This is a genomic window from Sorangium sp. So ce204 (assembly GCF_051526795.1).
Taxonomy (GTDB): domain Bacteria; phylum Myxococcota_A; class Polyangia; order Polyangiales; family Polyangiaceae; genus Sorangium; species Sorangium cellulosum_B.
Window position 1 is genome coordinate 8,521,508 of record NZ_CP150317.1, and the last position, 17,701, is coordinate 8,539,208.

General features: G+C 65.1%; 20 protein-coding genes. 14 read left to right on the forward strand and 6 right to left on the reverse strand.

The window, feature by feature from the left end; genetic code table 11:
* Positions 1-14: 14 nt before the first annotated feature.
* The 3 genes from WMF22_RS31715 to tnpA are packed head-to-tail and all read right to left on the reverse strand — an operon-like array spanning position 15 to position 2,827.
* Complete coding sequence (locus WMF22_RS31715; RefSeq protein WP_437296943.1) at positions 15-836, reverse strand: ATP-binding protein; 822 nt, start codon at positions 834-836, stop codon at positions 15-17.
* Positions 836-2,422: an IS21 family transposase gene (gene istA, locus WMF22_RS31720; protein WP_438032050.1), complete on the reverse strand. Its 1,587-nt coding sequence runs from the start codon at positions 2,420-2,422 to the stop codon at positions 836-838. The genes WMF22_RS31715 and istA overlap by 1 nt, the downstream gene beginning before the upstream one ends.
* 48 nt (positions 2,423-2,470) lie before the next feature.
* Positions 2,471-2,827 carry an IS66 family insertion sequence element accessory protein TnpA gene (tnpA, locus tag WMF22_RS31725; protein ID WP_438032203.1) on the reverse strand — a complete coding sequence of 119 codons (357 nt, stop codon included), beginning with the start codon at positions 2,825-2,827 and terminating at the stop codon, positions 2,471-2,473.
* A gap of 200 nt (positions 2,828-3,027) precedes the next feature.
* Here tnpA and WMF22_RS31730 point away from each other — a divergent pair, with 200 nt between their 5' ends.
* Positions 3,028-3,216, forward strand: a complete 189-nt coding sequence (locus WMF22_RS31730; protein WP_438032204.1) for a hypothetical protein — start codon at positions 3,028-3,030, stop codon at positions 3,214-3,216.
* Between the two features lie 91 nt (positions 3,217-3,307).
* Here the strand turns inward: WMF22_RS31730 and WMF22_RS31735 are convergent, their stop codons facing one another.
* Positions 3,308-3,910, reverse strand: a complete 603-nt coding sequence (locus WMF22_RS31735; protein ID WP_438032205.1) for a hypothetical protein — start codon at positions 3,908-3,910, stop codon at positions 3,308-3,310.
* A gap of 836 nt (positions 3,911-4,746) precedes the next feature.
* Positions 4,747-7,350: a P-loop NTPase fold protein gene (locus tag WMF22_RS31740; RefSeq protein ID WP_438032206.1), complete on the reverse strand. Its 2,604-nt coding sequence runs from the start codon at positions 7,348-7,350 to the stop codon at positions 4,747-4,749.
* A gap of 737 nt (positions 7,351-8,087) precedes the next feature.
* Here WMF22_RS31740 and WMF22_RS31745 point away from each other — a divergent pair.
* From WMF22_RS31745 to WMF22_RS31795, 11 genes are all read left to right on the forward strand, one after another.
* Positions 8,088-8,720 carry a hypothetical protein gene (locus tag WMF22_RS31745; RefSeq protein ID WP_438032207.1) on the forward strand — a complete coding sequence of 211 codons (633 nt, stop codon included), beginning with the start codon at positions 8,088-8,090 and terminating at the stop codon, positions 8,718-8,720.
* Positions 8,721-8,872: 152 nt separating this feature from the next.
* Positions 8,873-9,223 carry a hypothetical protein gene (locus WMF22_RS31750; protein ID WP_438032208.1) on the forward strand — a complete coding sequence of 117 codons (351 nt, stop codon included), beginning with the start codon at positions 8,873-8,875 and terminating at the stop codon, positions 9,221-9,223.
* On the forward strand, positions 9,220-9,666 hold the full coding sequence (locus tag WMF22_RS31755) for an ERCC4 domain-containing protein (RefSeq protein WP_438032209.1): 447 nt from the start codon (positions 9,220-9,222) through the stop codon (positions 9,664-9,666). Before WMF22_RS31750 ends, WMF22_RS31755 begins: the two co-directional genes overlap by 4 nt.
* Positions 9,667-9,779: 113 nt before the next feature.
* On the forward strand, positions 9,780-10,931 hold the full coding sequence (locus tag WMF22_RS31760; RefSeq protein ID WP_438032210.1) for an AAA family ATPase: 1,152 nt from the start codon (positions 9,780-9,782) through the stop codon (positions 10,929-10,931).
* 837 nt (positions 10,932-11,768) lie between these two features.
* Positions 11,769-12,065 carry a hypothetical protein gene (locus WMF22_RS31765; RefSeq protein WP_438032211.1) on the forward strand — a complete coding sequence of 99 codons (297 nt, stop codon included), beginning with the start codon at positions 11,769-11,771 and terminating at the stop codon, positions 12,063-12,065.
* 171 nt (positions 12,066-12,236) lie between these two features.
* Entirely contained in the window at positions 12,237-12,440 is a 204-nt protein-coding gene (locus WMF22_RS31770; RefSeq protein ID WP_438032212.1) for a hypothetical protein, read from the forward strand.
* Between the two features lie 50 nt (positions 12,441-12,490).
* Positions 12,491-13,012: a hypothetical protein gene (locus WMF22_RS31775; RefSeq protein ID WP_438032213.1), complete on the forward strand. Its 522-nt coding sequence runs from the start codon at positions 12,491-12,493 to the stop codon at positions 13,010-13,012.
* The gene (locus WMF22_RS31780) at positions 13,009-14,532 is read left to right on the forward strand and encodes a hypothetical protein (protein ID WP_438032214.1); all 1,524 of its coding nucleotides are present in this window, start codon (positions 13,009-13,011) and stop codon (positions 14,530-14,532) included. The genes WMF22_RS31775 and WMF22_RS31780 overlap by 4 nt, the downstream gene beginning before the upstream one ends.
* Positions 14,533-14,552: 20 nt before the next feature.
* On the forward strand, positions 14,553-14,855 hold the full coding sequence (locus tag WMF22_RS31785) for a hypothetical protein (protein WP_438032215.1): 303 nt from the start codon (positions 14,553-14,555) through the stop codon (positions 14,853-14,855).
* Positions 14,856-14,858: 3 nt separating this feature from the next.
* Positions 14,859-15,515 (forward strand): hypothetical protein, encoded by a 657-nt coding sequence (locus WMF22_RS31790; RefSeq protein WP_438032216.1) that lies wholly within the window; start codon positions 14,859-14,861, stop codon positions 15,513-15,515.
* Between the two features lie 16 nt (positions 15,516-15,531).
* Complete coding sequence (locus WMF22_RS31795) at positions 15,532-16,137, forward strand: hypothetical protein (protein ID WP_438032217.1); 606 nt, start codon at positions 15,532-15,534, stop codon at positions 16,135-16,137.
* 14 nt (positions 16,138-16,151) lie between these two features.
* Here the strand turns inward: WMF22_RS31795 and WMF22_RS31800 are convergent, their stop codons facing one another.
* Positions 16,152-16,394, reverse strand: coding sequence for a helix-turn-helix domain-containing protein (locus tag WMF22_RS31800; protein ID WP_438037300.1), 243 nt, complete (start codon positions 16,392-16,394; stop codon positions 16,152-16,154).
* Between the two features lie 383 nt (positions 16,395-16,777).
* On the opposite strand from WMF22_RS31800, the gene WMF22_RS31805 reads away from it, so the two are divergent.
* A complete protein-coding gene (locus WMF22_RS31805; RefSeq protein ID WP_438037301.1) occupies positions 16,778-17,269 on the forward strand; it encodes a sigma-70 family RNA polymerase sigma factor in 492 nt (163 codons plus the stop codon).
* Positions 17,266-17,526: a hypothetical protein gene (locus WMF22_RS31810; RefSeq protein WP_438032218.1), complete on the forward strand. Its 261-nt coding sequence runs from the start codon at positions 17,266-17,268 to the stop codon at positions 17,524-17,526. Before WMF22_RS31805 ends, WMF22_RS31810 begins: the two co-directional genes overlap by 4 nt.
* Positions 17,527-17,701 lie beyond the last annotated feature (175 nt).

Genomic DNA, 17,701 nt, shown 5'->3' on the forward strand with positions numbered 1-17,701 from the left:
CGAGGCCGCAGCGGTCATCGCCGCCTGCCGCGTGGGTGGGTTGGCGGCTTGCTGCGCGCGGGCACCGGCGCGGCCGTGGTGCTCTCGTCGAGCTTCGGCTTGAGCCGCGGTCTGTACGACTCGCCGTCGATGATGAAGTCGAACGCCGCGTTCTTGAACCGATCGACGGCGCTCTGCGCGAGCAGTACGTCGTCGAACATCGCGAGCCACTCGGCCGTGTCGCGATTGCTCGTGACGATCATCGAAGCGTTGCCTGTACGTTCGAGGAAGAGCTGGTACACGTCGCGGCTCTCTTCCTTGTTCATCGCCTCGAGCGCGAAGTCGTCGAGGATGAGCAGGTCGACGGTCGTGAGCGCGACCATCTCGGCGTCGCGTGAGTTGTCGAGTCTGCTCTGGCGCAGCCTGCGCAGCATCGCGTCCGCGCGCAAGAAGCGTACGCTGTAGCCGTGCTGGCACGCGAGGTGTCCGAGCGCGTTCGCGAGGTAGGTCTTGCCCACGCCGACAGAGCCGAGGATGACGATGTGCTTGTGCTCTTCGAGGAAGCGTAGGCTCGTGAACCCGCCGAGCAGACGCTTGTCGAAGCTGACCTTCGCGGTCTTGTCCCAGAGCTCCAGGCGCATGGCCGGGTCGAGCCCGGCGTCGCGTACGCGGCTCTCCGTCGCGCTGGCCTCGCGACGCGCGATCTCGTCGGTGAGCAGCATGAGCAACAGCTCCTCGTGTCCCATCGACTGCTTCTCGGCGACCAGGAGACGCTCGCGCAGCGTCGCCGCGATCCGGCCGAGACGAAGGCGCTTGAGCGCCGTGATGAGCGCAGGGTCGACTTCGCTCGCGCTCATCACGAGTCCTCCTTGGTCGCGGCAGCCGCCGGCATGCGCGTCGCGAAGTGCTCCGTGCTGCGCGCGAACCGCGGCGTGGGCAGCGCAACGACCGTGCGCTGACCCGTGGACGGTGACGCCGGCGTCTTCGCCGTCTCGAGCATGCGCGCCACGCGCTGCACGTCGACGACATCAAACGCGAGCGCGCTCTGGCAGATCGCCTCGACACGCCCGTTACCGAACTTCTTGCACAGACGCAGCAGCGCGTAGACCAGCCGCATGCGCGTCCAGGGCAATGGCACCGCGAGCAGTCGCTCAGCGTAGACGCCGACGTGCACTCCGCACTTCTTCGCGCTCGCGATGAGCGAGGCGACGTCGCGCACCGCCGCGACGTCCTTGCCCATGGGGTAGTCGCTCGGATCGGTGGAACGCTTGCCCGGCGCGACGCGCGCGTGCACTTTCACGAGCTCCGTGCCGGCGTAGATCCTCACCGACGCGCTGTCGGCGCGGACGCGCACCGTGCTGCCGACGTGGCGGGTGGGCACGCTGTAGAGCGACCGGAGCACCTGCACGTGATGATCGGGGTGGACCTTCGCGTCGGTCCAGTGCGGCACGTCGAACGGCGCTGCCGGCGCCGGCTTCATGGCGCTCCTCTCGCGCGCCTCGAACACCTCGCGCGGTACCTCGCGCGTCGTGCCGTGGACGCGCGCGCCGGCGACGTCGCGGCACCACCGCTCAGCCGACGCGCGCGCGTCGTCGAGGCTCGTGAACGATTCGCCGTCGAACCAGCTCTCCCGCACGTAGGCGACCTGATTCTCGACACGTGCCTTGTCTCTCGGCGACCTGACACGCGCGGCATCCACGAACAGCCCGCGCGTCTGAGCGTAGTCGAGGAAGGCCGGCGCGAGCACGGGGGCGACCTCGTCGGCGCGCAGCACGATGGCTTTCATGTTGTCCGGAATGATCACGCGCGCCATCGCATCGAAGAAGCGCCACGCCGCATCCAGGCCCGCGCACACCGCCACGGTGGTCTGCTCGAACGACGGCCACACGAACTGGTAGCGGCTGTACGCGAGCGTCACCACGAGCACCCACAGGTTGCGAACTCGCTGCGTCGCAGGATCGAACAGCCTGCCCATGAGGCCGAAGTCGACCTGCGCGACCTCGCCGGGCTCGGTATCCGCGACACGAACCGTCGGCGTCTTCTTGCGCCACGCGAGCTCCTCCTTGGCGAAGCGCCAGAGCGTGTCGTAGCTCGCCGTGACGCCGTGGTCGCGCTGGAGCAGCGTGTGGATTTTCCGCAGCTTCAGCGGGCGAGATTGAGCGAGCCAGGCCTCGATACGCACGCGATGCGCGTCGATCTGCTTCCTCTCGTCGCTCGCGTCGGGCACCGGGCGCGCCTGCACGCGTTGGGCGATCGCATGGACCTCCTCGTCCGTCGGCTCGCGGTCGAGCGGCAGTGGCAGCGTCGCCGCGGCCTCGAAGTACCTGCCGACCGTCTTGCGATCGAACCCCGTCTCGCGCGCCACCTGACGCGCGCTCTGCCCCGCCGCACGACGGCGGAGCATTTCCTTGATGTCAACCATGATCAGCTCTCGGTAGGGCATCGGGCTCCTTCCGACGGCGACCCGCGCCGTCGTCGGAAGGAGCCCGTCTCAGATCCCGACCGCGGCGTCCCGAGCTGGCCCCATGAGGCTGCGAAAAACCTCGAAAGCTGGCCCCATGACCCTGCGAAAAACTGGGTCACGCCCCCGCGCGGGTGGCCCCATCCTCCTGCGATTGGGGTGGCCCCATGACCCTGCGAAAAACGCCGTCAGGTGGCCCCATGACCCTGCGAACTGGCACTTCTCCGAGCGCTGCCGGTGCTCGCTCCGCTTCATGCCCAGTCGGCGGCTCCAGGAGTACAGTGTGCCGGCGTTGACCCCCTCCTGCTCCGCGAACACGCGGGCGGAGTGCCCGCTCTTGTGCCAGCGCGCCACGCGGTCGCGCCAGGTGCGTGTGCTCTCGTCCATCGGTACCTCCGGCGCGGGTTTCTAAGCGGCGCAGAGGCTCGAAGACAGGATGTGGTCCGCAGAACGCGTACGGAGCTAACCCCGCGATCTCTGGTCGGCCGGACGATTCCGTGACGCTTCCGGCGGTGCCCTCGGCGCCTACGTATGAGGCAGCCCTGGCGACCCCTCCCCGACTCGAAGCAGCCCCGGCCGCGGCCCCGGTGAGCAGCCCGCGCCAGGTGCTCGTCGCGACCCTCACGCAGACCATCGCCGCTGCCCACGCGGCGGGCGACGTCGCGACCGCGCAGATCGCCGCTCGCACCCTCTCGGAGCTCCTCAGCATCCCGGCGGCGGCGCCGCGGACAGCGCCTGTCGTCGACCTCGCCAGCGCCCGCCGCGCGCGTTCGTAGCCCCTCAGCTGCCGCAGACCGAGGCAGCAACCCCAAGAGCAAGGGCCGCCAGGGTAATCCGACGCCTCGCTTATCTGCCTCAGCATCGGCGCTACCGAATGCGCTTGCCCGTGCTGCGCACGAAGAGTCCATCAGAGTGATATGGCTCCGGCCCCACTTCGAGCCTGCTGGCCACCTTATTGATGGAGCAAACATTGTCTGACGGCCCGCACTGAAAGAGCCTCTTGGCACATTCGATCTTGCCGATGCCGTACCACTCTGCTTCATATGCGAAGTCGTACGGCCGCCCCTTACATAGTGCGGCACTGGAGCTGCACGCAGCTCCCAAGGCTTTATTAACAAGCGCCGGCGTCAGCCTCAACCGATTCGCCTCCAGCCAAGATACCATCGCTTGATGGTATTTAACCTGACCATCAATAAATTTTCTGTGGGCCGCTTCGACTTCTCGGCCACATGCTGCCTTGGCCGCGCCTTCGCTTGGCACTTGGCTCTTGACCGCAATAATTTCTCTAAGCGAATTTTGGTTACAGTCCAGCAGCGCAGCAAATCCGACGGTTTTGTCGTTGCATCCGGCCGCCTTAAAATCGGCCTTGTTGATTGTCTGTGCCAAGCCGTAATAGGCGCGCATCACCTGGACTACTTCGCCAGCTTCGGCGTCGTCTGGTGATACCGTTTCGTTCTGGACCGCGGGCATCGTAGCCGATGGTAGGGGGCGTGGAGCTTCATCGGGCGTGCCTTTGCAGGAGATAAAGACGGCGCACGCCATGAGCCTGACGAAACGGGTAGATGACTCCATCGCCGAAGGTTACTCAGCCGCAACGGCTCCGTCTAGACTTCTCTCGGGGGCAGCAGATGGCATCACCTTGCCGCCATGACGGCGCGTAATGCTGCCGCCTTGGCCCGTTCAACAGCTCCGATGCCAGATGTTGGCTGCTATTGCCACGGCCGTAGCCCCGCCCCCACGCCTCCGGTGAGCAGCCCGCGCCAGGTGCTCGTCGCGACCCTCACGCAGACCATCGCCGCTGCCCACAAGGCGGGCGACCTCGCGACTGCGCGGATCGCCGCTCGCGCCCTCTCGGAGTTCCTCAGCGCCCCGCAAGCGCCAGCGAATAGCGCACCCGTGGTCGACCTCACTATCGCACGCCGATGTCGTTCGTAGCCCTCCCTAGCGGCCGCACACCAGCGCTGGATCTCCAAGAGCGACGGCTGCCACGGCTAACCAACCTTTCGCTCATCTACCTCAGCATCGGCCTTACCGAATGCGTGGCGATGCTCTGTAAGTAGAGTCCATCGGAGTAAAGTGGTTCCGTTATGGTCCTGAGTCATCTCGCCCAATGCCTCATCGAGCGAGCAGGTCCTATCAGGCGTCCAGCACCCATAGCCTTTGACATCAAACGCAGATGCTGCGGGGGACTCTCGCCACGCCTCGGCACAACTCAGCGTACATACACGCCCATGCCACGACATCGCTCTCAGCATTCAGCGCTCGCAACGTTCGCTCATCGCGAAGCGCATTGCGCAGGCATCGGCTCACCGATCGACTCCATCCTTCGAAGCAGCCAGTATGGCACGCAGTCGTCCATCAACATCGGGAACCCCTGTCGCATCAACCCGTGCCTCTCGAAACAAATGAAGCACACTCATTTCGTCAAAAAGAAGCTTCACCATTTTCGTGTCATATGAATAATCCGCCTGCATATCGCGCTCAACGAAACGGTCCTCCCTAGACGTAATCAAGAACGCAAGCTGCGGAAGTAGTACACCTGGACGAATCCTGGCAGCCTCTACGATTGTCGGAGCAAACGATGCCCAGTTATCAAAGGGCAATGAACCATCGGGGGACCGGATTCGCTCTATCCCCCAACAGAGTCTCGAAAGAAGCCAGGCCGGGCCACTGCTCAACGCATCCGCTAGAGCCTCCGGCGCACCAGTGAACGCGCCGACGAACGCGCTAACGAACGACGCCCTCAGCGCCTTGCGATCTGCAAGCTCAAGAACATCACGTATCGTATCATCATTAGATACAAACCAATACAATAAATACTGCGCAAGCGGAAGATTCAAAGGAACACTCTTCACAATGTGTCGACGCAGAACGTTCGCGATCTCAGCACTCGACCATTGCCCCCTGCGAGAATGGGTCACCACCAGATGCCATGTCCCAGATATGCCCGGAGGCTCATCCCCTGGCCACGATGAGCAACAAGTATCTCCTGCCCAATCCAACTGAGCATCAAGAAGCCTAATTACGGAAGCAGGATCAAGACTCACCGCGAGTGCCCGAAATCTGCGTGCGCGTTCATTGCTGCTCAACAACGCAACCAGCTCATTGGGCTCTCCACGTATGAGTTTATCGATCGCATGAATAATAGGCTGATCACGATCCTCGTCCCTCAATTCGGGAAGAGCCAAATACCGTCTCCAATAATCCACTGGCTCGTCCCGTGAAAAACCTTGTGGGAATTCCTCTCGTGAATCCGAGAACAATTGAAAAACAATCGTGCGAACGGCGGTTGCAATTTTGGGATCAGAGGTCATCCTGTCCACTAGCGCATCTAGCTCTCCCCATGGATTGTCCTGTCCATGATTCCGTCGAGATGCGCGCAAGCGATCTACGAGCGGAACAATTGCGGCAAATATCGCAGGCTGTCCGTGTCTCAGGAGAGAAGCTGCAAGTACGTGATCGAAGTCGATCTCACCAGCATACTCTGACCAGATCTCGTAGCACGAACGCAAGCCTTGCTTAATAGATCGAGGTGTATTGCATATTGCGATTAGCGCGCCACCGAGTCCTCTTTCTCTAATAGTTCCTACGCCCATTAAGGCCGCACTTATAGAATTTATTCGCTCAGGCGTAAGGCTCCATCGCTCACGCAACGCAGGACTAGCAGCATCAATAACACTCCCTTGTCGTGACAGCTCCAACATGGCCGATCGAAATGATTCGAGAATATACCTAACTTGCTCGCTCCTCGGCGGATGCAGCGTTTCGATGAAGCGCGCAAGCTTCTCAAGATCCACCCCGACGGAAAGGAACGGCGCTGCCATCACAATCGTGACCGACTGCATTCCTTGGAGTAGATAAAGCAGGGCGCGCACCGGCGCGAGGCGTTCATATAGGGCGGCTGAGGCGGCGGGGGCCTCGCCTGCGCCGAATCGCTCGAGATCCTCAACCCATAGAACGATACGCAACCCGACGGAAGTTGCTATCTCATCCACGCGCTGGAGAAGCGCCTCTGGATTATGCGATGAGTCAAGAGAACGCGCCAATCGACTCCAGTTTCCAATGGCTCCCTCGATTGCGCTCACGTAATGTTCCGGAACAGAACGAAGCAAAGGTGATCCAGTCGCTCCCTCGAGTGTTTCGACAATAGATGACAGGATCCCCGCAGCAAGAGCGGCGACGGTGTCAAACGGCCACGCTGAAAACGGAACAATTCGAACGTCCTGCTCGGCGTTAATAGCCCGCACTTTCGCGTTGACCATGTTTCGAATAGATGTTTTTCCCGAACCTAGTGCCCCAACAATGGCCATCGCAGGCATCTGCGCATACGATTTTCTGTCACATAGCCGACGAGCGATGCGGCGAGAGATTTCGCCATGTCCGAACATGTCTTGATCTGAGCTTTGTATCGGCAGGTCAGTCTTTATCCAATCTAGAAGAGCGAGCTGACTCATTCCGTCTGACTGCCTCAGATTTTGCTTCGCGTCGGTCGCAGACTGGGATTTTCTCGCCCTCCTCCGAGTCGCAGCGGATACGAAGAGGGCTATAATGACCGAACCCAACGCAGGTGCGCCCATAGACCAAAGCAAGAATGCCGGTCCGCGTGTCGCATATTCACCGGGACAGAGAAAGCTCCAAGCGGCGGGCTCGATAGACCAGTAGATCGTCACAAGAAATATCCCGAATAGAGTAGGAACCAATAGTGGAAGATAAGTAACAACTGTCGTCACTCGTCCAACTATCGTCCGTGCTCCGGGTATAATAAGTGCCACTATTACCAGGGCGCCTACGGCGACCGCCGTTACGGTTCCTTGTTGATTGAGCGTGGCCAACTGGGCATCCGCACGCGGAAGTATGAAAGGCATTGCGACGACGGCGATCACGGCCGATACGACAGCGATTGTCAGCACCTCCGCCCATCGTTGGACAATGGGCTTTGAGCGCCGGAGCGCGTGAGCCCATGTGCCGGCGACGTGGATCATGTGTTTCGCTACGCCTTGTGCAATGAGCCTCCACCGTCGCGGGTTGACGGCTAAAGGCTTGCCGGGTGACGGTGATACAGACGTTGACATGATGTGCCTTGTTTGTTCATGGATATGCGTTGGTGACGACAGGCGAATTTGTATTCGGCGGCATTTGTCCAGGTTCTCGCGCACTGGTCGACCAGTACGAGGACTGACCGTAGGATATCGCAAGCATGTCTGACCGTACAGTGGTTCGCCTTACAGACGCTAGACCGGTCACGAATCGCCGCCGCTGTATCCACCACGATTTCCATCGTCGCACGGAATTCGCCGGCGGTATCTTGAAACGGATGAGCGTATCCAGGTGGTAGCCGAATTCGAGGCTGTGACTGTAGGCCGTGGTAGCGGCCCAAAGGTGGATCCCGAGGTGCACGGTCCATGTTGTGTGCGCCCGCTCGTAGCTCGGTTCCGGCATGGCGCGCGATGGTACCCAACCCCGGACAGCGGGCGCAATCCTCCGGACCGCGCTGCGCGCACGAGGAGGGGCCGCTGCGCGCGGCCGATGGCAGCTCCACACCGGCCCCCTTCGGCGCGGACGGGCTCGATGCTGCAAGCACGGCGAGGGGAAGCCCTGCCGAGAGAGCGGGCTGCGTCCAGCGCCGCGGCTGCGGTAGCATGTGCCCATGGCCAGCAAGCGTACCGCACCCATCAAGCCGGTCGAGAAGGCGGTTCCCACGGCACCGGCAGGGATCCCGGTGCAGCAGCCTCCGTCTCCGGCGCAGCGTGCGCGGGTCCTCGCCAGCCAGCTACTCGCGATCGCCGATCGACTTGAGGATCCGACGCTGGAGGACAAGGCGCGGCGTCGACTGGCGGACAGCATCGAGGCCGCCCAGCTCGCATTGTGGGGGATCAGCGGCGAGCAGCACAAGAAGCTCACCATCATGGACGCAATGGATTTCGCGGTGAGACTCTACACTGACCGAGCTGGATCCATGTGTTGGGCAGACGAGGGCGAGCAGGGGCTCGCCTATGCAGTTGAGCTCGCCAGGTTCCACATCAGGCAGTGCTACCCGGTGATCGCCAACCGGCTAAGTTCGGAGCGAGGCCGAGCCTTGGTGGCTGAAGCGATCCTGGCCTGGATGAACAAGAAGCCAGGAGCACGGGCCCCGTCAGCGCCGGGAGGTTGGTCCAGTTCCAAACGCGGCAAGTGGGTCATCCTCGCGGAGCTCGTTCAGGTGGCCGGGCTGGACCCGGTGAAGTCGTCGTCGCTCGATGACCTCCACAAGAAGGAGCGACGGCAGCGCCGGGATGGGTAGCTGCCCGGGAAACGCTCGCCGTGACGTCAAGGGGGGCAGTGGATCCCCCCCTTTCAGGCGATAGGGGGTAACAGTTCCCCCCCTCTAGCGATAGGGGGGTTCCGGAGCCCCCCCTTTGAGGGGTTGTGGCGCACTAGCTAGATTCGTGGTGCATGAAGCACCGCAGTTCAGTTCCGCCGGACGTGACCAAGGCTGTCGACGTCCTCCTCCTCTACCTCATCAACCTCGTTCTCGATGCCGCGAACGAGAACGCTGCCCGCGACACCGGCGCCGAGTACTACGACGCGAAGTCGTGCCCGATGGCGCCGACGACCTTCCGGCGTGCGGCCGCCGCGGGCGCGTTCCCCTCGTTCAAGATCGGCCGCAAGCTCATGGCGCGCAGGGCCGACGTTGACGCGTGGATCGCGACGCAGGCGCGCACGCCGAAGCCGAAGGAGCAGACCGCCGACGATGTCGACGCCGCGTTCTTCGCCTCCCTCCAGCCGAAGAGGCCGTCGCGATGAAGCCGGCGGACAGCATCACGATCATCGTCGACACCCGCGAGCAGCGGCCCTGGACGTTCGGCGGTGCCCTCCGCATCGAGCGGGCGACGCTGCCCGCCGGCGACTACTCGATCGCCGGGTTCGAGACGACCGTCGCGATCGAGAGGAAGACCCTCGATGACTACGTGCAGTCATTGATCTTGCACCGCGAGCGGTTCAAGCGGGAGTGCGAGCGGCTCCGATCCTACGAGCTCAAAGCGATCGTGGTCGAGGCCGACGCCGGGGACGTGTTCGCGCACGCGTACCGGAGCAAGGCAGCGCCCAACGCCGTGATCGCGACGGGGCTCGCCTTCCTTCAGGACTACAGCGTCGCGACGATCTGGGCGGGCAACCGCGAGCATGCCGAGCACATGGCGGAGACCATGCTGCGGCGGTTTCACAGGAAGCGGTGCGAGGCGAAGTGATGAGAGCGATCCCCGGTTGGTTGCCCGACGATCCTGAAGAGCGCGCCGCGATCCAGAGCGAGTGCGAGGAGCCTCTGCATCACAGCGATGCCTTGAGCGCGACCGATAACTATATGAGCGACCCCGACTCGCATGACGATGCGGCGAGCCGAAGCGAGCCCGCGACAGCTTCCTCGACCGCGGCGAACGACACCTCGACGGCAGCCGCGGAGCAGCACCGGACGCGCATCCATCTGGTCGGAACGCCGAGCATCTTCGCGCCGTTGCCTCCAGCGTCCTGGGTCGTCAAGGGGCTGCAACTGGGCCCCGGTCGTCCCGCGATCTTCGCGGGCTACGGCTCATCGGGGAAGACGTTCGCTGCGCAGGCGCTCGCGCTCGCCGTCGCTTCGGGCCGGCCGCCGTGGCAGCACCCATGCTTCCAGTGCGAGCAACCTCGGCGCGTCATCCACATCGACCATGAGCAGGGACGCCGCGGGACGTTTCTCCGCTACCAGCGACTTGCAGCCGGGATGGAGCTCGACTGGCAGCGCGACCTCGAGGATCGGCTGCGAGTTGCCGTCCTGCCTCGCTTCTTCCTGAACGCGGAGGACGCGGAGGACGCTTACGCCGAGCTCTGCTCGGATGACGTTGGGCTGGTCATCATCGACGCACTGAAGGGAGCGACACCGGGCAGCGATGAAAACGACTCGAAGATCCGGGAGTCGCTCGACAACCTCACGCGCGTCTCCGAGCGGACCAAGACGGCGTTCGTCGTGCTCCACCATGCGGGCAAGATCAGGGAGGGGCAGACGGATGGGCGGATGGCGCTCCGAGGCTCATCGGCCATCTACGACGCCGCCGGGCTGGTGCTGCTCATGCACGGCGAGCACGGGAAGCCCAAGAAGGTGATGCACCAGAAGAACGCCCCCGATGCTGGCGACGACATCATCGACGACTTCTTCCTGACCCTCGAAGTTCTCCGACCCGATGGCGAGAACGGCGAGCCCGGGGCATCGCGCATCGTCTACCGGAGCCTTGAGGAAGTAGAGGGAGAGCACAGCGCCGATGAGCGGAAGCAAGAGCTCATCGATCGCGTTCGAGAGGTCGTTGCCGCCCATCCTGGGATCGGCGTCCGCGCACTTCGGGAGAAGATAGGCGGCAAGGCGGAGCTCGTGGACGACGCCGTCAAATCGCTCGTCGCGTCCGGCGAGATGGAGCAGCGGCAAGAGGGGCGCTCGCTCGCGCACTACCTGACCGGGCAGCGCAGGGATGGGACCAATGGGTAGGTCTCATGTGCCGCACCGCCAGGCGGTCGTGATCTCGGTCGGGGTCGAGCCCGGCATGCTCGCAACGTGTCCGTGTCTCCCCCTAAAGGGGGGGGACACGGGACACGATGCTCACAGCGTGTCCTGGACACGTCGGGACACCTCCGGACACGGGACACGTTCGCGGCGACAGCGGAGCGGGTCAGGCAGGAACATTGAGAGGGGCAGAGAGCCAACGGAGAGGAGCGGTAGGCCAGGACGAGAGGGGTCAGGACGGGAAGGCGGTGGACGTCTTCGCCCTCCAAGCCGACGCGTCCCGGAACGCCGCGCGCGTCGGGCTGCCGCTGCTCGCCGGCCGCCCTGGCATCGGGCTCGGCGGTTGGGCTGGCGCTGGTGTCCGTCGATCTCCTGGCCGTGGCGGAGCAGCACGGGCGCGCCGGCCGATCGCCGCAGGCTCGATCGCGACCTCGACCTCGACCTCGGCGCCCTCGTGGTCGGCGGAGCCGCTCAGCATGGCGCCCTCGACCCCGGCGGAGCTCAGCGGCGCGTTGCGCTGACACTTCGCCCTGACGATTCGATCGCGCGAAGCCTTGGTTTCCAGGCATTTCAGCGCGCTGTGCGTCCCATCCTGCGGGGGACGACGCAACCCGACACGTCGGCCAGCGGCTCGATCGGCAACTCGGCGCCCGTGCTCGCGGTGATCGACCTCGGAGCAGCGGCGCCGGGCGTCGGCGTCCCGGTCCTTGGATCGGTCGCGGGTGCCCCCAACCTCGAAAGCTCCGAGGTTGCATACGCGGTCGTCGTCCTTGTGGCCGGTCGTCGCGCTGTGCGCTCACCGGACGCCCGTGGACGGGCCGGATGGTCGAGGTCGACGTGCTCGGCACTCGGCACGCCTGCGGCCCCGTAGAAGGCGCCCGCGGTACCTTCGCGGCGCTGGTCGAGGTCGCGATCTGCTCGGCGCTCGTGGCGCTCGTCGTTGCGGTGCTGGCCACGCTCGCGGTGCTCGCGATGTGGCGCTCGGTCGGCACCGCCGACCCCAACGATCTGCTCGCGGTCGAGGTCGCGACGGCGGGCGAGGTCGCGAGCATGCCGCGCTTCCCTGGGCTGGCGGTGAAGCTGGCCGTGCATGTCCGCGCCGGGGTGCGGCGCTCGTGAGCCGCGGCATCGGGAGCGCCCGCTGCGCGCTCCCGATGCCGCGCTCTGAAGACATCCGCGCGAGCTACCGCCGCGCCGCTTCTGTCGACTGCATGCGCGGCTGTCCGCCGATCGCTTCGAGCGCTCGTCGCTCGTGGCGTCATTGAAGGTTGCAACAAGGCTGGTGAGACGATGGCTAGAAATGTACTTCAAGAGCATCTTAACCTTCGAGTCGATGGAGAGCTGCGCGCCGAGATCGAGGCGGTTGCGGCGCAGATCTCGCGGGATGGGTTGATCGTCAAGCGCGCCGCTGTGGCTCGTTCCGCCCTCGTTCGCGGGCTGCGCGTGATGCGGGATGAGCTCACCCGCGCAGCCGCTTCCGCCGAGGTCGCGTGATGGCGCTTCGATCCGGACATGGGCGCGGTCGCGGTCGACCGCATGTCGAGGTGCTTCCTCCGGACGAGCTGCCGGCCGCTGCGGGCTCCAAATCGGTCCGTTCCGATCGGGGCTCGGATGGTCGATTCCTCCGCGGTAACACGGCCGCACGGGCGCGACGGCTTCGCGCCGGTCCGCTCGGCGGTGTCGGTGGAGTCGACTCGACTTCCGACGCGTTCAAGCCCTTCGCCAGGTGGGGTCGGCGGTACGGCGCGCACCGTCGGCGTGAACTCGCCGCGGCGCACGGTGGGGAGATCTCGGCCGGCGTCGGCGCGTTGGTCGAGTCTGCGGCGCTCGCCCTCGCGTCGTCGCGCTACCTCCAGAACCAAGGCGCCGCGATCGGCGATGCGGAGCTCCTCAAGCGCGCGTCGGCTCTCGCCGCTGAGGCGAGGCAGAACGAGTTGGCCGCATGGGAGCTCGCCGCACGCGAGGCAAAGGCGCGCGGTTCCAGCCGCCGCACCGCGCTCGATCGCGTTCGCGAGCGTGCTGCCGGCCGACTGAACGCGCACGCCGAGGACGACGGCGAGCAGTGAGCGACCACGGTCGCCGCATCCTCGACCACCTTCGCGCCGTAGACGCGGAGCTCGTGGCGCAGGGCTTCCCCGCGATCTCGGCGTGGTGGTGGTCGACCCTCGAGCGCTTCTATCTCAGCGGCCGGCGCACCCTCGTGCTCCGCGTCGGACGCCGGGGAGGCAAGTCGTCCACCCTCTGCCGCGTCGCGGTGGTCGAGGCGCTCTTCGGCGAGCACCACATCCCGCCCGGCGATGTCGGGACGGTGCCGATCGTGTCGACATCGCGCGATGAGGCAGCGGCACGCCTGCGGACCATCGAGGCCATTCTGCGCGCGCTCGGCGTCGACTTCCGGAAGGCCGGTGAAGCGATCGAGTTGCAACGCGACGACGGGGCCCCGGTCGCGTTCAAGGTGTTCGCCGCATCGATCGCGGGGGTCTCAGGGTTCACCGCCATCGCGGCGATCTGCGACGAGGTGGCGAAGTGGGCGGACAAGGACACGGGCGCGAACCCCGCGAAAGAGGTGCTCGCCTCCCTCCGCCCGACGATGGCGACGCAGCCGAGGGCGAGGTTGTTCCTCTCGTCGTCGCCGCTGTCCACGCTCGATGCGCACTTCGACGCGTTCGAGCAGGGCGAGGCGCCAACGCAGTGCGTGGCGTACGCGCCGACGTGGATCGCGAACCCGTCGATCTCGGAGCAGGACACGCACGCGCTTGAGCCTGACGCGCGAATCTGGGCGCGTGAGTACAAGGCGCTCCCGCAGGCTGCGGTCTCCGCTGCGTTCGATCCCGATGCAGTCGATCGAGCGTTCCGCGACCCGGGCTGCTCGCACCACGCTGGCGAACGCGTCCTGGTGCTCGATCCCTCAAGCGGGCGCAACGACTCGTTCACGTACGCCGTCGTCGGGTGGTCGTGGCCGCTGCTTCCTGTCACGGCGTACGCGATGACCGACCTCACCGACGAATGGGGGCGCGTGATCGCGGGTAGCTGTGCCTACGTAGTCGACGCGCGCGGCAACCGGATCGTGCGAGACGACTACACCGGCCAGATCAACCCCTTCCTCCAGGTCGAAGAGATCGGCGGTATCGACGGGGCGTTCTGGCAGAACATGCGAGGCGATGACGTCGTGGATCGACTCTGCGGCGTCTGCGAGGAGCACGCCATTCGCCGCGTCGTGTCCGACCAGCGCGAAGCTCTCATGCTCGAAGCCGCGTTCGCGGCGCGCGGCTACAAGTTCACCGCGTACGACTGGACGAACAGCAACAAGACGGCCGCCGTCGGGCTGATCCGCGGGTGGCTTCGTGATGACGCAATCACGCTCGCACCTCACGAGACCATGCGGAAACAGCTCCACGCGTTCTCGGAGAAGTTCACCGCGACGGGCGCGCTCACATACGGCGCCCGCACTGGACATGATGACTACGCCGCGCTCTTGCTCACCGCGGCGATCGCAGATGCCGATGGTGCACTGAGTATGTCACCGCTCGCGACGCGCAAGCCGAACGGGCGCAACTTCGTCACGTGGTCTGATCGCGGCCTTTGATGCCGCAGGAGATAAAGCAGATGGCACTTCCTCATGGCATGACCCACCCGCGCCAGCGCGAGCACTTCTACCCGACGCCGCCGCGCGAGCCGATCCAAGACTGGCCAGCTGTCTACAATCGCTTCATCGAGATCCTTAACGCGCGGCCAGCGTCGCGGGACTACGACACGGCCTTCAGGTACGTGAGGGATCAGGGCTGCTACGTTTGCCCATCCGATGTCCCCGCGGAGCTTCGCGAGCAAGCAAAGGTATACGTGCGGCAGCACTGCAACCCAGTGATCTGGGACTGCTTCTACAACGACGACGACGAGTCCTGGAGGTGATGCATGCTCACAACACGCACCTTTGACCTGCGCCCGCTGGGCATCGACGCCGACGTGACGTGTGAGGTCGTGGCGACGTCGAGCCCGACGATCACGCGCGTGCCGCTCGACCAACACTTCGCTGCCCGCACGCGCGTTGACGAACTGATCTACGAGGGCATCCGGCACTTCGCGAGTGCTGAGAGCAACACCTGGGAGCAGCGGCAGGCGCGACAGAAGATGGATGCGTGCTTCATCGAAGCTCGGCGCATCATCTCGCTCGCGTTCTACGTCACGCCGTCGATGATCGATCCCTCCTTCGCCGCATGGGTTCGGACGGCGCACGCCGAGGTCGTTGCGATCGAATGGGCGCGCCCCGATGCTACGGGAGGCTTCTGGCCGAAGCCGAAGGAGCCACCGCGCACGGCGGTGCACCTCCGCGAGGTGCCGAAGCGCTGGAGGGACTTTCAGCGGCTGATGGAGGATGAGGAGTTCGAGTCGGCTCGTCGGGTGACTGCCGCCACAACGCCGGAGCACCCGCGCGGGTTCTACGTCCGGCCTTCTGATTGCTCCGAGCCCTTCATTGCATGGGTCAAGACGCATGTAGAGCCGCACGTCAGTGACGGGTTGCGTGCCGATCTCGATAAGAGCGGATGCAAGATCCGCGGCTTTTTCGACTGAATAGGAGTAGCAGCACATGAGCGAGAACATCGAGAACAGCCCGATGGCGATGCGCACCTTCTATGAACTCGTGGCGAACGGCCAGCCCGACGCCGCGGTGAAGTTCGCCCGAGACAACGGCTACCGCATCGAGCCGCACCTCGTCCCGGCGTCGCACCTCGACCAACTGGAGAGGTTCAAAGCCGAGGGGAAGATGACCACCGCGACGATGTACGAGGCGATCCACGCGACGGCGATCGAAGCCGAGCGCAGCGCGCGCGTGCTCGCCTTGGAGCTCGCGAACACGGGCGCGCCGGCCATGGTGGCAACGCCGATCGACACGCCGCATCTTGCGAGACTGGCTCAGCTGCGGGCTGCCGGCCAGCATGGGGCCGCGGATGTGTACGAGGCGATCCACGGCGCCGCACTCGCAAAGGAATGCGCCGACCGCGACGAGCAAGCGGAGCGCGCCGAGCATGCTCGGCTCGTCGGCCACGCCTCGCCGCTCGCCGGGCTCACCGTCGGCGAGAAGATCGCCCGCATCATGTCGGGGCAGTCGGGCATGTCCGACGACGACGCCGTTGCCGCGCTATCTCGGCTCGGAGCGGAGAGCGATGCGCAGAGGTACCAGCGGCGCGCTTGATTGAAAGGCGCCTGTCACTTCGGTGCCTTCCGCGGACGACCACGTTTGACCTCAGGCATCGTTGCCGGGCGGAGCAAGAGCCCGGGGGATACGTCAAGTGCATCGGCGAGCTGGACGAGAACACCAACACTCGGGTTCACGCGACCGGCTTCGATGCGCTGAATGAAGGTCAGATGCAGGTCGGCAGCTTCAGCCAGCGCCTCTTGAGTCATGTCGCGCTTGAGCCGAATCCGTCGGACGTTCGCCGCCACGTACATCAGCACTGTGTTGACTCGAGCGCTACTCACACCCGCAGGCGTAGCGCTACGCTCTTGCCGGATTAACAGACGATCGTCTGTATTTCGTTGACGGCCTGCAGGACGCGTGCGTACCCTGTACGGACCACAAAAAGGTGCTCCCCGCGTCGGCGGCAACCGACCGGGGAGCGTGGCCGGAACCCCGCGGAACGAGGTCCGACATGGCGAAGCTACGCCCGCAGCCCGCAAAGGGCCAACAGATCGATCCATCCATCGACAGCTCCACACATCCGTCCGATCGCTTCCTTCACCGCCGAGCACGGCGGTCCAGCACCGAAACCAGCCGCGGCGCGCGTGCCAAGGACGAGCGGCCCGCGAGGCGGCCCCCCGTGGCCCGTCCGAGCATGGCGGCAATCCTCGCGGAGCGCGGCATCGTCCTCGCGACGCTCGCCGGCATCCCGCGCCGCGACCGCGCCGACGTGGAGGCCGAGGTGTTGCTCAACGCCTGGAACGCCGTCCGACGCGGCATGTACCGGCCCGACCCTCGGGACAAGCCCAAGGACGCGCTCCGGAAGTGGCTCCACGGCATCGCCTGGCGCCTCGCCTCGCACTACATCCACAGCGCGTGGGCGCGCCGCGCCGTGCTCCATCCGTCGCCGCTCGGGTTGCTGCGCGAGCCCGTCGGCGTCGACATGCACGCCCAGATCGAGGCGCGCGAGGTGCTGGACGCGATGGCCAGCCTGCCGGGCTGGCAGCGGGAGGCGCTCCTCTCCGTGGACGACCCGGAGAGCCTCGTCGCGTACGCCCAGCGGCGCCGGATGAACCCGAGCACCGCGGCATCGCGGCTCAGGATCGCCCGGAAGGCGCTGGCGCGGAAGCTCCGGAGGCGCCGATGAGCGACCGAGCCGAGAAGCGCCGCGTCCTGACGGAGGAGGACCTGACCTACGTCGTGGAGCAGCTGAGCATCTTCGACGCCTACCCGGGCGCGCACCCGTGGAACCGCGCCGAGCTCTGGGCCGCCGTGATGGACCTCCACTTGGCGGCGAAGACGCGGGCCGAGCGCGAGGCGTTGGTCGAGTTGATCGGCGCCCTGCGCGTGCTCGACGTGCTCGATCGCCACTTCCTGCGGCCCGAGCCGAAGGGAACGCGATGAAGCCGCAGCAACATCGGACCGAGACTGGCTGTAGCGCGCTCGAATAGCGCTGCTGAATGTGGGCAGCGCCAGAACACATTGAAGCGTGAGATTTCATAATTACAGGGAGTAGGCAGCATGGCACGTCAGCGTACTGGCACGGTTTTTCGGCATGGTGATCATTGGGACGTCCGGG